The sequence below is a fragment of the Streptomyces sp. NPDC031121 genome (genome assembly GCF_055570615.1).
The window spans coordinates 425,868-441,448 of record NZ_JBVIGV010000001.1; the positions used below are offsets into that span (position 1 = coordinate 425,868).

Here is a 15,581-nt window from a genome sequence, read left to right on the forward strand (position 1 = left end):
GCGCCGGTGCGGCAGCCCTCAGCAGCAGCGGAAGCCGCCCCGGGGGTCCCCCTCGCGCGCGTCGGTGCGGGCGCGTTCGAAGGCGCGGCGGGTCATGACCTCGGCGTCCGGATCGTGGGAGCGGGCGTGCGCGACGTACCGGTCGTACGCCGCCTCGCCGGAGAACTCCCGTACGTAGAACCGCGCCTTCGCCAGGGCGCCGCGGACGCCGCCGCTCATGCCACCGGCTCCTTCACGCGGCCGCCGCCGGACTCCAGGCCGGCCGCGGCGAGTTCGGCCCGCTCCTCGCGCGTCGCGATGAGCCCGGCCGGGGCGACGATCTTCGACTCGGTCCACGGGACCTCCGAGAGCGTGGCCGACGCGGGGTCGCGGACGGCCTTGACGCAGGTCCGGAGCGCATCCAGGAGCACGATGAGGATCAGGAGGGCGAACAGCGCCGACAGCACCCCGTCCACCGTGGCGTTGGTGACGATGGTGTGCATCTCGTCCATGTTCTTGGCGGGCTTCAGCACCTGCCCGGCCTCGATGCCCTCCCGGTACTTCTCGCGCTGGGCGAAGAACCCGACCTTCACGTCGTCCGAGAAGATCTTCTGGTAGCTCGCGGTGAGGGTGACGGCCACGTCCCAGGCGAGCGGCACGCCGGTCACCCAGGCCCACTTGAGGCGGCCGGACTTCACCAGCAGCGTCGTGCAGACGGCCAGGGCCACCGCGGCGAGCAGCTGGTTCGCGATGCCGAACAGCGGGAAGAGCTGGTTGATGCCGCCCAGCGGGTCCTTCACGCCGACCCACAGGAAGTACCCCCAGGCGCCGACGACGAGCCCGCTCGCCAGCCACACGCCCGGCTTCCAGCTGACGTCCTTGAAGGACTTGTGCACGTTGCCGAGGGTGTCCTGGAGCATGAACCGGCCGACGCGGGTGCCCGCGTCGAGCGTGGTCAGGATGAACAGGGCCTCGAACATGATGGCGAAGTGGTACCAGAACGCCTTCATGGCGGTGCCGCCGACGACGGCCGAGAAGATCTCCGACATTCCGAGTGCGAACGTCGGCGCGCCGCCGGTGCGGGACAGCAGGCTGCTCTCCTCGACGTCCTTCGCGGCCTGGGCGAGGTACTCGGGCGAGACGGCGAAGCCGAAGTCCGCAACGGCCTGCGAGGCGCTCTGGACGGTGGTGCCGACGACGCCGGCGGGGGAGTTGACGGCGAAGAACAGACCGGGCTCGATGATCGTCGCGCAGATCATCGCCATGACGGCCACGAAGGACTCGGTGAGCATGGAGCCGTAGCCGATGACCCGGACCTGGGTCTCCTTCTGGATCATCTTCGGGGTGGTGCCGGAGGAGACCAGGGCGTGGAAGCCGGAGAGGGCGCCGCAGGCGATCGTGATGAAGACGAACGGGAACATCGACCCGGCGAAGACGGGGCCGTCGCCGCGGGAGGCGAACTCCGTGACGGACGGCATCCGCAGGGTCGGCATGGCGATGACGACGCCCAGGGCGAGCATCGCGATCGTGCCGATCTTCATGAAGGTGGAGAGGTAGTCGCGGGGCGCGAGCAGCATCCACACCGGCAGCACGGAGGCGACGAAGCCGTACGCGACCATCCAGATGATCAGCGTCTCCTTCTCCAGCGTGAAGGTCGACGCCAGCGAGGACTCGGCGACCCAGCCGCCCGCGACGATCGCGAGCAGCAGCAGGACGACGCCGATGACGGAGACCTCCGTGACCCGCCCGGGCCGCAGCACGCGCAGGTAGAAGCCCATGAAGAGGGCGATCGGGATGGTCATGCCGATGGAGAAGACGCCCCAGGGGGAGTGCGCGAGGGCGTTGACGATGACCAGCGCGAGCACCGCCAGCAGGATGATCATGATGGCGAACACGGCGACCAGGGCGGCGGCGCCGCCGACGGGGCCGATCTCGTCCCGGGCCATCTGCCCGAGCGAGCGCCCGTCGCGCCGGGTGGAGAAGAACAGGGTGACCATGTCCTGGACTGCGCCCGCGAAGATGACGCCGGCGACGATCCAGATGGTGCCGGGCAGGTACCCCATCTGCGCGGCGAGGACGGGGCCGACCAGGGGGCCGGCGCCGGCGACGGCCGCGAAGTGGTGGCCGAAGAGCACCCGGCGGTCGGTGGGGTGGAAGTCGACACCGTTGTCGAGGCGTTCGGCGGGGGTGGCCCGCGTCTTGTCGACCCTCAGGACGCGGTGGGCGATGAACCGCGCGTAGAAGCGGTAGCCGATCGCGTACGAGCCGAGCGCCGCGGCGAGCAGCCAGGCCGCGGAGACCTCCTCGCCGCGGGAGAGGGCGAGCACGGCCCAGCCGGCGGCCCCGACGAGGGCCACGAGCACCCACACGGCGATCGACTTCGGGGTCATGCGGCCCGATGCGGAGGGCGAGCCCGGGCTCGTGCCCGGACCCGCCTCGTGGTGTCGTGTCCCTTTTGCTTCCGGTTCCGTCATGATCCTCGTCCCCTCGTTGATCATCTGCGCGAGCGCAGGGAATCTACGGGGGCCGCCCGGTGTCCGTAAGCCCCCGTCCGCATAGCGGTACGAGAGTGAACTACGGATCAGACGGCGGGGCGCTGGAGTCGGGCGACGAACTTGTAACGATCTCCGCGGTAGACCGAGCGCACCCACTCCACGGGCTCGCCGTCGGCGTCCAGGGAGTGCCGGGAGAGCATCAGCATGGGCAGGCCGACGTCGGTGCCGAGCAGTCCGGCCTCGCGGGGGGTGGCCAGCGAGGTCTCGATGGTCTCCTCGGCCTCGGCGAGCCGGACGCCGTACACCTCGGCGAGGGCGGTGTAGAGGGAGCTGTACTTGGCCAGCGACCGGCGCAGGGCGGGGAAGCGCTTGGCGGACAGGTGGGTCGTCTCGATGGCCATGGGCTCGCCGCTGGCCAGGCGCAGCCGCTCGATGCGCAGCACGCGCCCGCCCGTGGTGATCTTCAGCAGGCCGGCGAGGGTGTCGTCGGCGGTGACGTAGCCGATGTCGAGGAGCTGGGAGGTGGGCTCCAGGCCCTGGGCGCGCATGTCCTCCGTGTAGGAGGACAGTTGCAGGGGCTGGGAGACCTTGGGCTTGGCGACGAACGTGCCCTTGCCCTGGATGCGCTCCAGCCGGCCCTCGACGACGAGTTCCTGGAGGGCCTGGCGCACGGTGGTCCGGGAGGTGTCGAACTCGGCGGCGAGCGTGCGCTCCGGGGGGACGGGCGTGCCGGGGGGCAGCGTCTCCGTCATGTCGAGCAAGTGCCGCTTGAGTCGGTAGTACTTGGGCACGCGCGCGGTGCGAGTGGCCGCCCCGCCCTCCGGCTCGGTGGTCGCCCCTTCGGTGGCCATCGCCGCCCGCCTTCCCGACTCCTGTTTCACTGCCGTCACCGGCTCCTCCGATATGTGCGGTCACATCGTGACACGGGTGGGAGGGCAGGCCTTCTCCCTCCCCCAGGTGTCGGTCCGATAACGGGACCGGGCCCCCGATCATTAGACCCTTGACACCCCTAAAGGTCTAGGCCAAGCTCCGGTTACTGGTCTACACCAATATGGATCAGATCCCGGCCCAACGGGCAGTGATGAGGTGCGTGTCACCGCGGGGGGCAAGGGAAGTTGCGGGCAGCATCCCTGAGGAGGGTGGCGTGAAGCGCAAGCTCATCGCGGCGGTCGGTGTCGCGGGCATGATGGCCGGTGTCGCCGCGTGTGGCAACGGTGGCGACGACAACGGGAAGACCGACGCGGGCGGCGCCAAGGAGATCACCGTCTGGGTGATGGACGGTTCCGCGCCCAAGGCCTGGATCGACGAGGTCAACAAGGAGTTCTCGGCCAAGCACCCCGGTGTCACGGTCAAGGTCGAGGTCCAGGCGTGGAAGGGCATCCAGGAGAAGGTGACCACCGCCCTCTCCGAGAACACCCCGCCGGATGTGCTGGAGCTCGGCAACACCCAGACCGCGGGCTACGCCGTCACCGGCGGCCTCGCGGACCTGACCAAGGACAAGGGCGGCCTCGGCGCCGACGCCTGGCCGAAGAGCATGCTGGAGTCCGCCGAGTACGAGGGCAAGCTGTACTCCGCCCCGTGGTACGCCGCCAACCGCGTCGTGGTCTACGACAAGAAGGCCTTCGAGAAGGCCGGCGTCACCCCGCCGAAGACCCGCGACGAGTGGATCGCCGGCCTGGACAAGCTGAAGGCCGCGGACCCGGCCGGCCAGCCGATCTACCTCCCCGGCCAGAGCTGGTACGTCCTCGCCGGCCTCATCTGGGACGAGGGCGGCGAGCTCGCGGTCAAGGACGGGGGCAAGTGGAAGGGCGGGCTCGGCACCCCGCAGGCCGCCTCCGCGATGGAGTTCTACAAGAAGCTGCAGTCCTACTCCACCGCCCCGAAGGACAAGGACGAGGCCACCCCGCAGCAGTCCACCGACGTCGTCCCCAAGGGCGGGGTCGCGTCCTGGATCGGCCTCGGCTGGGAGGCCGGCGGCGCGGAGAAGGCGCTGAAGGACGCGGGCAAGGAGGCCGACTTCGGCTACTTCCCGATCCCCGGCAAGACCGCCGACAAGCCCGGCACCGTCTTCCTCGGCGGCTCGAACCTCGCCGTCGCCGAGCGCTCCAAGAACAAGGAGCTCGCCAAGGAGTGGCTGGCGCTGGCCACCGGCAAGGACCAGATGACCAAGTACGCCGCCGAGGTAAAGGGCTCGCTGCTGCCGAACCAGGCCGCCGCCAACTTCACCCCGGCCCCCGGCTCCTTCGCCGAGGCCATGGGCAAGGCCGGCGTCAACGGCCGCATCACCCCGGTCACCCCGGGCTGGGCCAACGTCGAGACCGAGCCGAACCCGCTCAAGGAGTTCATGACGAAGGTCCTGAAGGGCGAGGACCCGGCCAAGGCGGGCGCGGAGGCCGACAAGGAGATCGCGAACCGCATCAACAAGTGACGCCCCGCAGCACCTGCTGCGGCGCCGCACCCCGCCCGGGCCGCACGGCCCGCGCAGCACAGCAGTGAACGCACCCGGGGGTGCGGCGGGCGCCCCGGCGGCGCCCGCCGCGCCCCCGGGGCGCAGGGAGGGACGCAGGCGCGCCGCCCGCCCGCCGCCGACCGGGCGGGCCGCCCGCCGGTCGCCACCGTCAACCGCGAGGAAACCAAGACATGACCGTGCACTCCCAGGGAGCGGCGACCGCTCCACAGGACGCACCCCAGGAGTCCGGAGGGCCGAAGGCGCCGCAGCCGCCGCAGCGGCCCGCCGGCGCCCCGGAGGCGGCCCCGGCTCCCCGCGGGCGCAGAGGGGCGCTCCCGTCGGGATGGCTGCCGTACCTCCTGGTCGCGCCGGCCGTGCTCAGCATGGCCGCCCTGCTCCTGTACCCGCTCGCCAAGAACGTGGTCCTGTCGTTCCAGAAGGTCGACAAGATCGAGTTCATCCAGCGCAAGGCGCCGTTCCACGGCGTCGAGAACTACACCCAGCTGCTCGGCGACGCGCAGTTCTGGACCGTCGTCGTCCGCTCCTTCGCCTTCACCGCCGCCAACGTCGCGCTGATCATGGTGGTCGGCAGCCTCGTCGGGCTGCTGCTGAGCCGCCTCGGCACGTGGATGCGGCTCGTGCTGTCGATGGCCCTCGTCATGGCCTGGGCCATGCCGATCGTCGCCTCCGTGACCGTCTTCCAGTGGCTGTTCGACGAGCAGTTCGGCGTCATGAACTGGCTGATGCGCACGCTCGGCTTCACCGGCTACGAGCAGCACAACTGGTTCGAGACCGGCCTGTCCACCCTGGTGATCGTCACCGTCCTGGTCGTCTGGGGCTCGGTCCCCTTCGTCGCGCTCAACATGTACGCGGGCCTGACCACGGTCGGCGGCGAGCTGTACGAGGCCGCCCGCATGGACGGCGCGAACGGCTGGCAGACCTTCTGGCAGGTCGTCTTCCCCAACCTCAGGCCCTTCTTCCTCGTCACCACCTTCCTCGAGGTCATCTGGGTCTTCAAGGCCTTCACCCAGGTGTACGCAATGAACCGCGGCGGCCCGGACCGCGCCTCCGAGACCCTGCCCGTCTTCGCGTTCGTCGAGGGCCAGAGCCAGGGCCACTACGCGCTCGCCGCGGCCATCTCCGTCCTGACGATCGTGATGCTCGTGGTCGTCATGTCCTTCTACTTCCGCCTGATCCTGAAGCAGGAGGAGGAGCAGTGAGCACCACCACCGCGCCGAAGCCCGCCCCCGCCGCCCCGCAGCGCCCGCGCCTGCGCACCCGGCGACCGCTGCGCCCGGCGGCCGTCGCGAAGAACCTGGGAGCCCTGGCCCTCGCGGCGCTCTTCCTCTTCCCCGTCTACTGGATGTTCTCCTCGGCCTTCAAGCCGTCGGGCGAGATCCTCGCCAAGGACCCGGTCTTCTTCTTCACCCCGACGCTGGAGAACTTCACCAAGGCCACCGGCGTCGAGTTCTTCTGGACGTACGTCGGGAACAGCCTGCTCGTCACCGTCGGCGCCGTGCTGCTGGCCCTGCTCGTCGCGCTCGCCGCGAGCTTCGCCATCGCCCGCATGCGCTTCGCCGGCCGCAAGGGGCTCGTCCTCGGCGTGATGATGGCGCAGATGGCCCCCTGGGAGGTCATGGTCATCGCCATGTACATGATTGCCCGGGACGCCGAGATGCTGAACAGCCTCGGGCTGCTCACCGCGATCTACTTCGTGATGGTCCTGCCCTTCACCATCTGGACCCTGCGCGGCTTCATCGCCGCCGTCCCGGTGACCCTGGAGGAGGCCGCGCAGATCGACGGCTGCACCCGCGGGCAGGCCTTCCGCAAGGTGATCTTCCCCCTGCTCGCCCCCGGCCTGATGTCCACCTCGCTCTTCGGCTTCATCACCGCCTGGAACGAGTTCGCCATGGTCCTGATCCTCAACAAGGACAAGGCGGCGCAGACCCTGCCGCTGTGGCTGACCCAGTTCCAGACCGCCTTCGGCAACGACTGGGGCGCCACCATGGCCGCGTCCTCGCTCTTCGCGGTCCCCGTCCTGGTCATCTTCGTCTTCCTCCAGCGCAAGGCCGTCGGCGGCATGACCGCCGGCGCCGTGAAGGGATAACGCCATGACCGTCCTTGCGCACGGCACCGCGGCCCCCGGCGGGCAGGACGGCGCCCTGGCCCGCGACGCGCTCGCGGTCCTCCAGCCCGGCTTCGAGGGCACCACCGCCCCCGCCTGGCTGCTGCGCCGCATCTCCGAGGGCCTGGCCTCCGTCGGCCTCTTCGGCCGCAACATCGCCTCCCCCGAGCAGCTCGCGGCGCTCACCGCGCAGCTGCGCGCCGAGCGGGAGGACGTCCTCGTCGCCATCGACGAGGAGGGCGGCGACGTCACCCGGCTGGAGGTCCGCGGCGGCTCCTCCTTCCCCGGCAACCTGGCCCTCGGCGCCGTCGACGACACCGGCCTGACCCGCGAGGTCGCCCGCGAGCTGGGCCGCCGCCTCGCCGAGTGCGGCGTGAACCTCAACTGGGCCCCCTCCGCGGACGTCAACTCCGACCCCGACAACCCGGTCATCGGCGTCCGCTCCTTCGGCGCCGACACCGCCCTCGCGGCCCGGCACACCGCCGCCTACGTGGAGGGCCTGCAGGCCTCCGGCGTGGCCGCCTGCACCAAGCACTTCCCGGGCCACGGCGACACCAACGTCGACTCGCACCACGCGCTGCCGCGCATCGACGTCGACCTCGACACCCTCGCCGCCCGCGAGCTCGTCCCCTTCCGGGCCGCCATCGAGGCCGGCACCAAGGCCGTGATGAGCGCCCACATCCTCGTCCCGGCCCTGGACCCGACCCGGCCGGCCACGCTCAGCCCGCAGGTGCTGACCGGCCTGCTGCGCAAGGAACTCGGCTACGAGGGCCTGATCGTCACCGACGGCATGGAGATGAACGCCATCGCCGGGACGTACGGCATCGAGCGCGGCTCCGTCCTCGCCATCGCCGCCGGCGCGGACGCGATCTGCGTCGGCGGCGGGCTCGCCGACGAGGCCACCGTGCTCCGGCTGCGCGACGCGCTCGTCGCGGCGGTGCGCGAGGGAACGCTCCCCGAGGAACGGCTCGCCGACGCCGCCGCCCGGGTCCGGGCCCTGGCCGGGTGGACGGCCGCCGCCCGGGCCGCGGGCGGCACGGTGCCGGGCGCGCCGCAGGGGGGCGCGCCCGGCGTCGGCCTGGTGGCGGCCCGCCGCGCGGTCGCCGTCTCCGGCAGCCCCGCCCCCGTCATGGCCCCGTTCGTGGCCACGCTCGCCCCCGTCGCGAACATCGCGGTGGGCGACGAGACGCCGTGGGGCCTGGCCGGCGAGCTGGCCGCGCTGCTCCCGGGCACCGCCTCGGGCGTCTTCCCGCGGGGCGCCTCCGCGCAGGACGTCCTGGCCGCGGCCGGCGGCCGCACGGTCGTCGCCGTGGTCCGCGACGCGCACCGCCACCCGTGGATGGCCGAGGTGCTGGACGGGCTCGTCGCGTCCCGGCCCGACACGGTCGTCGTCGAGATGGGACTGCCCCGGGCCGAGCCCCGCGGGGCGCTGTACATCGCCACGCACGGCGCAGCGCGCGTGTGCGGGCGGGCCGCCGCGGAGGTCATCGCGGGCGGCTGAGTGCCCGTCCCCGGTCCGTCGGCGCGTGGGGTGCCGGCGGCCCGGGCGGCGGCACAGAGACACCGAAGGCCGGGCCCTGTGGAGGGGGCCCGGCCTTCGGCCTGCGGCGGGTTGCGGCGCACCCGCCGCGAGGGGGCGCCGCAGACGGTTACAGGCCCTGCCAGGAGGGCTTGTTCGCGTACGTGTGGCGGAAGTAGTCCGCCAGCTTCAGCTTCGAGGCGGCGGCCTCGTCCACGACGACGGTCGCGTGCCGGTGCAGCTGCAGCGCGGAGGCCGGGACGAGCGCGGACAGCGGGCCCTCGACGGTCTGCGCGACGGCCTCGGCCTTGCCCTCGCCGGTGGCGAGCAGCACGAGGTGGCGGGCGTCGAGGATGGTGCCGATGCCCTGCGTGATCACATGGTGCGGGACCTGCTCCAGGTCGCCGCCGAAGAAGCGCGCGTTGTCGACGCGGGTCTGCCGGGTGAGCGTCTTGATGCGGGTGCGCGAGGAGAGCGAGGAGCACGGCTCGTTGAAGCCGATGTGCCCGTCGGTGCCGATGCCCAGCAGCTGGAGGTCCACGCCGCCGGCCTCCGCGAGGGCGCGGTCGTAGGCCTCGCAGGCGGCGGGGAGGTCCTCCGCGGAGCCGTCGGGGCCCATGAAGGAGGCCTCGGGCAGGCCGAGGGGCTCGACGACCTCGCGGAGCACGGTGGCGCGGTAGGACTCGGGGTGCCCGGCGGGCAGGCCGACGTACTCGTCGAGCTGGCAGACGCGGGCGCGGGAGACGTCCGCCTCGCCGGCCTTCACCCTGCGGGCGAGGGCCTCGTACACGGGCAGCGGGGTGGAGCCGGTCGCCACGCCCAGCAGGGCGTCGGGCTTGCGGCGGAGCAGGGCGGCCATGGCCTCCGCGATGAGCTCGCCGCCTGCCTTGGCGTCCGGGACGATGACAACTTCCACGCGTGGCCTGCCGATCTGGAGTGATGGGTGGTATAGACCAATCTAGCAGAGCCGGGACGACACAGGCCGGGAAATCCGGCCTTCTCACATGGTCGTCCCGATCCGCGGACACGGCCTGCGGGCAGGCGGCGGGGAGGCGCCGGGCGCCGGGGCGGGGGAGGCGCGCCGGGCGCCGCGGCGGGGTGCGGCCGGCCGTGCGGCGGCTCGGAGCGGCCGCGGAACGGGAAGCGCGACGGGGGCCGGCCGGGCCGACAGGCCGTACGGGGAGAAAGGGAAGAGAGCCCTGGGATTCCTCTGGGCCACGGTGCCGGGGCGGGACCCTCAACCCGCCCGGCACCGTAGCCCGGAGTACTTACGGCCGACGGGTGTGCGGTTCCCGAAGGCCGGTTGGGAGGCTGCCTGCGCGGTCAGGGCAGAGCGCGCGGCCCACCTCGATCCGCCCTCCTGTGCGGGGAGGGCGGAAGCTTACGTCAATTGTGGACTAGACCATTCTGTTCTGTCCATCCAATGTCGGGGTTCGGAAACCCGTCACTTCCTCCAACAGTACGCGGAGTCCGCCCCTCCTGGATACTCCCCGGTAGTCGCCGTGGGGAAAGTCATGGCCCGAGGCCGGGGTACGCTCGCCACGTGCCCTCCATGAACGACCTCGTACGCCACCACACCGCGCTCGGCGAGACCGACCTGGAGTGGCTGCACCTCCTGGTGTCGGAGTGGCAGCTGCTCTCGGACCTCTCCTTCGCCGACCTGGTGCTGTGGGTGCCCACCCTGGACGGCACCCGGTACGTTTCGGTCGCGCAGATGCGCCCGAACACCGGCCCGACCTCCTACCAGGACGACATGGTCGGCCACCTGGTCCCGCGCGGCCGCCGGCCCCTGCTCGACGCCGCCCTGGACGAGGGCCGCATCGTGCGCGAGGGCGACCCGGAGTGGCGCGAGGAGGTCCCGGTCCGCGTCGAGTCGATCCCGGTGCGCCGCGAGGGCCGCGTACTCGGAGTGATCGCGCGCAACACCAACCTGCTCACCGTCCGTACACCGAGCCGGCTGGAGCTGACCTACCTCCAGTCCGCCTCCGACCTGGCGCAGATGATCGCCGCGGGCTCCTTCCCGTTCCCCGGCCAGCAGGTCGACATGGACGCCTCGCCGCGCGTCGGGGACGGCCTGATGCGGCTCGACGCCGACGGGGTCGTCACGTACGCCTCGCCCAACGCCCTGTCCGCCTACCACCGGCTGGGCCTCGCCTCCGACCTGGTCGGCCAGCACCTCGGGACGACCACCGCCGAACTCGCCCCTTCCCGGGGCCCGGTGGACGAGGCGCTCGCCAAGCTCGCCAGCGGCTGGGCCCCCCGCGAGACCGAGGTCGAGGGGAACGGCGGCGTCATCCAGCTCCGCGCGATCCCGCTCAAGCCCAAGGGCACCCGCATCGGCTCCCTCGTCCTCTGCCGCGACGTCACCGAACTGCGCCGTCGCGAACGCGAACTGATCACCAAGGACGCGACCATCCGGGAGATCCACCACCGGGTGAAGAACAACCTCCAGACCGTGGCCGCCCTCCTGCGGCTCCAGGCCCGGCGGATGGATTCGGAGAGCGGCCGCGAAGCCCTCAACGAGGCGGTGCGGCGTGTCGGTTCGATCGCGATCGTGCACGAGACGCTCTCGCAGAACCTCGACGAGCGCGTGGAGTTCGACGAGATCGCCGACCGGGTGATCGCGATGGTGGCGGAGATCTCGCCGGGCAAGGTGGACTGCCGGCGCGTGGGGCGGTTCGGGATCCTGGACGCGGAGGTCGCCACCCCGCTGTCGATGGTGCTGACCGAGATCCTGCAGAACGCGCTGGAGCACGCCTTCACCCAGGGCGAGGGCGGCACCGTGGAGGTGACCGCGGCGCGCAGCGGGACCGGCCGGGCGGACGGGCGGCTGCTGATCACGGTGCTGGACGACGGCTCCGGGCTGCCGGAGGGCTTCGACCCGAAGAGCGCCGGCAACCTCGGCCTGCAGATCGTCCGGACCCTGGTGGAGGGCGAGCTCGGCGGCACCTTCGACATGGTCCGGGCCGAGCCGCGCGGCACCAAGGTCGTCCTCGACGTGCCCGTCAGCCCCCAGAAGTGACGCGGAGCCCTCACCCGGAGTGACGGCGCCGCGGCGGCGGCCTGCGGGCGCCGGTCACCGAGCGTGGCCCCCGGACAGCACTGAGCCCCGGCCGGGACCGTCCAGCGGTGGCTGGGGTTGGTCCCGTTCCGGGGCTCGAGAGCACGGTGCTGAGCGCTGTCGGTGGTGCTGCGCGCTGCAGCTCGAGGCTCGAAAGTCGATGTCAGGCGCTGGCGTTGCGCGCCCGGTTGCGAGCGGCGCGGCGCTTCATGGCGCGGCGCTCGTCCTCGCTGAGGCCGCCCCAGACGCCGGAGTCCTGGCCGGACTCGAGCGCCCACTGCAGGCACTGCTCCATGACGGGGCAGCGGCGGCAGACGGCCTTGGCTTCCTCGATCTGCAGCAGCGCAGGACCGGTGTTGCCGATGGGGAAGAAGAGTTCCGGGTCTTCCTCGCGGCAAACGGCGTTGTGACGCCAGTCCATGGCTGCTCCATCTCCTTGTATTGCGGGCACGTTGCTTGTGAATGTGAACGCTTTCACGAATCCCCCCGGAGGGAAGGGCGACCACCCGGCTTGCTCAAAGGTGGGCCGGAGACTCGTGGAAGGGGTTCTGGCGGTCTGCTGGGGTGCCGGTCTTGCGGGCCGTCCCGATCGCCATGAAGAGATTCGCAAACCTCGGACGGGGATACAACCCCTTCCGGAAAGTTTTTTTTGATTCATCGGTGTCTACTAGGTCACAGCCCTACATCTTGAGGGTGGACCGGCGCGTAAACGTTCGAGTGAAAGGACTTTGGGGCCTTCCACTCACACAATCACACGCAGTGCACGGCGAACGCCTGTGAACTGAACGCTGGTGCGCAAACCGAGGTGGTCTCCGTCCATCTGGAACGGAAGGGGAACCTTCGAATGCAAGGTGAAGGCCGTCAGATCGTGCAGGGACACGGCGTGCTTGCCCCGCGGGCCGCGCTCAGGAGTCGAGGTCAGGAGCTGTGTGGCGTACCGCGCGACAGCCGAAGTTGACAAACGGCTGAGGGCCAATACGTCAAGTGCGGTGTCGAACGACGCCTCCGGGGAGGCGTACAGGGGCCGGTTCCCCAGGTACGTCCAGGGGGAGGTGTTGCAGACTATCGACAGCACCAGGCCGTGCACGGGATCCGCGCCCGGACGCTCCAGCGTCACCGTCCCGCGCCGGCGGTTCGGCTCCTCCCAGAACTGGCGCATGAGCTGCCGCACGTACAGGGCGTGCGTCGAGCGCTTGCCGCGCTCGCGCTGCTGTTCGACCCGCCCCACCACGCCCGCGTCGAAGCCGAAGCCCGCGCAGAAGGTGAACCAGCGCGCCGGGACCGACTCGTCCTCCGTGCCCGGGACGCCGCCCGCGAGGCCCAGCCCGACCGTCCGCTCGCGGCGCTCGCGCAGCGCGTCCAGCAGGGCGCCCGTCGCCTCGACCGCGTCGTTCGGCAGCCCGAGCGCACGGGCGAACACGTTCGTGGAACCGCCGGGGACCACCGCCAGCCGGGGCCGTGCGTCCGGGTCGGGGCCGTCGTGGAGGATCCCGTTGACCACCTCGTTGACGGTGCCGTCGCCGCCGAGGGCCACCACCAGGTCGACGCCGTTCTCCGCCGCCCGCCGCCCCAGGTCCCGGGCGTGCCCCCGGTACTCCGTCGTCACCGCCTCCAGCTTCATCTCGCTGGCCAGGGCATGGATCAGGACGTCGCGCGTGCGCGCACTGGTGGTCGTCGCTGCTGGGTTGGCCACGAGGAGTGCACGCATGCACGCCAGCCTACCGACCCGTCCACAGGCGGCCCATACTGCCCGTCCCCTCCCGGGGGCCGGGCGCACGGCTACCCTGCTGGGGTGAGTACCAAGCCCACCCCCGCCACGGACCGGCCCGCCGCCCCCCTGCCCGGCCGGCTCACCGCCGCCGCCGCGCTCACCGCGCTCGAAGGACTGGCGCTCGCCGGGCTCGGCGTCTACCTGCTGTTCGTCGGCGTCGCCGGCGACGTCGACTCCGCGCAGCAGGCGGAGACCGGCGGGCTCACCATGATCGCCCTGGCGGCGCTGCCGCTGGCCGCCGCCCGCGGGCTGCGCCTGGCCCGCCGCTGGAGTCGCGGGCCCGCGCTGATCACCCAGCTGATGGCGCTGCCCGTCGCCTGGACCCTCTACACCACGGGCGGCGCGATGACCGCCGCCGCGGCGGCGCTGGCCGCGGCCGCCGTCGCGGTCGTCGTCCTGCTGGTGAACCCGACCGCCACCAAGGCACTCGGCATCGGCGAAGCGCCGCAGTAGCGCCGCGGGCGCCCGGGGCGGGCCGGTCCCGCCGGCCCGCCCGCCTACTCCTCGACGAGCAGCTTCTCCCGCAGCTGCGCCAGCGTGCGGGCCAGCAGCCGGGAGACGTGCATCTGGGAGATGCCGACCTCCTGCGCGATCTGCGACTGGGTCATGTTGCCGAAGAACCGCAGCAGCAGGATCCGCTTCTCCCGCGGCGGCAGCCCCTCCAGCAGGGGCTTGAGCGACTCGCGGTACTCGACGCCCTCCAGCGCCTCGTCCTCCGCGCCCAGGGTGTCCGCCACCGCCGGCGACTCGTCGTCGGTGTCGGGGACGTCCAGCGACAGGGTGCTGTACGCATTGGCCGATTCCAGCCCCTCCAGAACCTCCTCCTCGGAGATCCCGAGCCGCTCGGCCAGCTCGTGGACGGTGGGCGAGCGGCCGTGCTGCTGGGACAGCTCGGCCGTGGCGGTCGTCAGCGACAGCCGCAGCTCCTGGAGGCGCCGCGGCACCCGGACCGCCCAGCCCTTGTCCCGGAAGTGCCGCTTGATCTCCCCGACCACGGTCGGCGTCGCGTACGTGGAGAACTCCACCCCGCGGTCCGGGTCGAACCGGTCCACCGACTTGATCAGGCCGATCGTCGCGACCTGGGTGAGGTCGTCCAGCGGCTCCCCGCGGTTGCGGAACCGCCGGGCCAGGTGCTCGACCAGCGGCAGGTGCATCCGTACGAGCCGGTTGCGCAGCTCGGCCTTCTCCGGCGAGCCGTCGGGCAGCGCCCGCAGCTCGACGAACAGCGCGCGGGCGCCGCTGCGGTCGCGCGGATCGGGCAGGGGCGGCGGGCTCACCGGGGTCACCGGCAGATCCGCGACCGAGCCCGCCGCGGTCTCGGCCTCGTCGGCGTGCGCGCCGGGGCCGCCCGCGGGCTCCGGGCCGAGGTCCGGTTCCCCGGCCGCAGGTGGCCGCGCCGCCTGTGGTTCTTGGTGCTGGTTCTCGCTCATGGGGCCCGCCCGTCGCTCCGCCGAGTCCAAAAAGCCGTGGTCCGCATCCGCGTCAGCAGGGTGCGGCCGGGCGTGCTGCTGTTCCGGGATGCCGCCGTCGACCTCGTGCCGCACCCGGGGCCGATCCCCGCCCCGCACCGGGATCTCCCCGCCGTTCACGCCGGCCCTGGACCCGCGCCGCGCTGTTTGTAGAGGCTGATGCTCACCGTGTTGTCCTCCTCGACCGCGGACTCGACCTTGCCGGCGAGCGCCGACAGGACGGTCCACGCGAACGTGTCGCGCTCGGGCGCCCGGCCGTCCGTCGTCGGCGCCGCCACGGTCACCTCCAGCGAGTCGTCGACCAGCCGGAACACGCAACTGAGGACGGAGCCGGGCACGGCCTGCTGGAGCAGGATCGCGCAGGCCTCGTCCACCGCGATGCGGAGGTCCTCGATCTCGTCGAGGGTGAAGTCCAAACGTGCCGCGAGGCCGGCCGTGGCCGTTCGGAGCACCGACAGGTAGGCACCCGCCGCGGGCAGCCGGACTTCCACGAAGTCCTGGGTCCCGGGCTCGCCTGCGATCTGGGACACCCTCACCTCCAAGGTGGTACGAGCTCTGTTCGCCGGTGACGCTACCGCGATCCGGTCGATCGTGTCGCGGCCCCCCTCATCACACCCGTACGCGACACCCGCGCCTACGTGCGGTGACTGATGGTATGCCCACGGGTACGCACAGTGGCTAGGGGTCTGCGGGCCCAAATCGGGGGAGCCGGC

General features: G+C 71.9%; 14 protein-coding genes. 6 read left to right on the plus strand and 8 right to left on the minus strand.

What is annotated here, in order from left to right; all coding sequences use genetic code 11:
* Window positions 1-18 precede the first annotated feature (18 nt).
* From ACZ462_RS02030 to ACZ462_RS02040, 3 genes are all read right to left on the minus strand, one after another.
* Window positions 19-219, minus strand: a complete 201-nt coding sequence (locus ACZ462_RS02030) for a YbdD/YjiX family protein (RefSeq protein ID WP_467809401.1) — start codon at window positions 217-219, stop codon at window positions 19-21.
* Complete coding sequence (locus ACZ462_RS02035) at window positions 216-2,369, minus strand: carbon starvation CstA family protein (RefSeq protein WP_467809402.1); 2,154 nt, start codon at window positions 2,367-2,369, stop codon at window positions 216-218. The genes ACZ462_RS02030 and ACZ462_RS02035 overlap by 4 nt, the downstream gene beginning before the upstream one ends.
* A 191-nt stretch (window positions 2,370-2,560) precedes the next feature.
* On the minus strand, window positions 2,561-3,325 hold the full coding sequence (locus tag ACZ462_RS02040; protein WP_125541265.1) for a GntR family transcriptional regulator: 765 nt from the start codon (window positions 3,323-3,325) through the stop codon (window positions 2,561-2,563).
* 293 nt (window positions 3,326-3,618) lie between these two features.
* Here ACZ462_RS02040 and ACZ462_RS02045 point away from each other — a divergent pair, with 293 nt between their 5' ends.
* The 4 genes from ACZ462_RS02045 (at window position 3,619) to ACZ462_RS02060 (ending at window position 8,549) form a co-directional block, all read left to right on the plus strand.
* Complete coding sequence (locus ACZ462_RS02045; RefSeq protein ID WP_467809403.1) at window positions 3,619-4,902, plus strand: extracellular solute-binding protein; 1,284 nt, start codon at window positions 3,619-3,621, stop codon at window positions 4,900-4,902.
* Between the two features lie 212 nt (window positions 4,903-5,114).
* On the plus strand, window positions 5,115-6,143 hold the full coding sequence (locus ACZ462_RS02050) for a carbohydrate ABC transporter permease (protein WP_467807795.1): 1,029 nt from the start codon (window positions 5,115-5,117) through the stop codon (window positions 6,141-6,143).
* Window positions 6,144-6,211: 68 nt separating this feature from the next.
* On the plus strand, window positions 6,212-7,030 hold the full coding sequence (locus tag ACZ462_RS02055; protein WP_467807802.1) for a carbohydrate ABC transporter permease: 819 nt from the start codon (window positions 6,212-6,214) through the stop codon (window positions 7,028-7,030).
* Window positions 7,031-7,034: 4 nt separating this feature from the next.
* Window positions 7,035-8,549: a glycoside hydrolase family 3 protein gene (locus tag ACZ462_RS02060; protein WP_467807793.1), complete on the plus strand. Its 1,515-nt coding sequence runs from the start codon at window positions 7,035-7,037 to the stop codon at window positions 8,547-8,549.
* Window positions 8,550-8,697: 148 nt separating this feature from the next.
* Here the strand turns inward: ACZ462_RS02060 and nagB are convergent, their stop codons facing one another.
* Entirely contained in the window at window positions 8,698-9,483 is a 786-nt protein-coding gene (gene nagB, locus ACZ462_RS02065) for a glucosamine-6-phosphate deaminase (protein ID WP_467807792.1), read from the minus strand.
* Between the two features lie 636 nt (window positions 9,484-10,119).
* On the opposite strand from nagB, the gene ACZ462_RS02070 reads away from it, so the two are divergent.
* A complete protein-coding gene (locus ACZ462_RS02070) occupies window positions 10,120-11,589 on the plus strand; it encodes a sensor histidine kinase (protein ID WP_467807800.1) in 1,470 nt (489 codons plus the stop codon).
* 202 nt (window positions 11,590-11,791) lie between these two features.
* On the opposite strand, the gene ACZ462_RS02075 is transcribed toward ACZ462_RS02070, so the two are convergent.
* A complete protein-coding gene (locus ACZ462_RS02075; protein ID WP_003953983.1) occupies window positions 11,792-12,049 on the minus strand; it encodes a WhiB family transcriptional regulator in 258 nt (85 codons plus the stop codon).
* Between the two features lie 321 nt (window positions 12,050-12,370).
* Window positions 12,371-13,336, minus strand: a complete 966-nt coding sequence (locus tag ACZ462_RS02080; RefSeq protein ID WP_467807790.1) for a diacylglycerol/lipid kinase family protein — start codon at window positions 13,334-13,336, stop codon at window positions 12,371-12,373.
* 84 nt (window positions 13,337-13,420) lie between these two features.
* Between ACZ462_RS02080 and ACZ462_RS02085 the strand changes: the two genes are divergently transcribed.
* Window positions 13,421-13,852 carry a hypothetical protein gene (locus ACZ462_RS02085; protein ID WP_467807788.1) on the plus strand — a complete coding sequence of 144 codons (432 nt, stop codon included), beginning with the start codon at window positions 13,421-13,423 and terminating at the stop codon, window positions 13,850-13,852.
* A gap of 44 nt (window positions 13,853-13,896) precedes the next feature.
* Here ACZ462_RS02085 and ACZ462_RS02090 read toward each other — a convergent pair whose 3' ends face one another.
* Both ACZ462_RS02090 and ACZ462_RS02095 read right to left on the minus strand, forming a co-directional pair.
* A complete protein-coding gene (locus ACZ462_RS02090; RefSeq protein ID WP_467807786.1) occupies window positions 13,897-14,988 on the minus strand; it encodes an RNA polymerase sigma factor SigF in 1,092 nt (363 codons plus the stop codon).
* The gene (locus ACZ462_RS02095; protein WP_114054104.1) at window positions 14,985-15,398 is read right to left on the minus strand and encodes an ATP-binding protein; all 414 of its coding nucleotides are present in this window, start codon (window positions 15,396-15,398) and stop codon (window positions 14,985-14,987) included. Before ACZ462_RS02095 ends, ACZ462_RS02090 begins: the two co-directional genes overlap by 4 nt.
* Window positions 15,399-15,581: the final 183 nt, after the last annotated feature.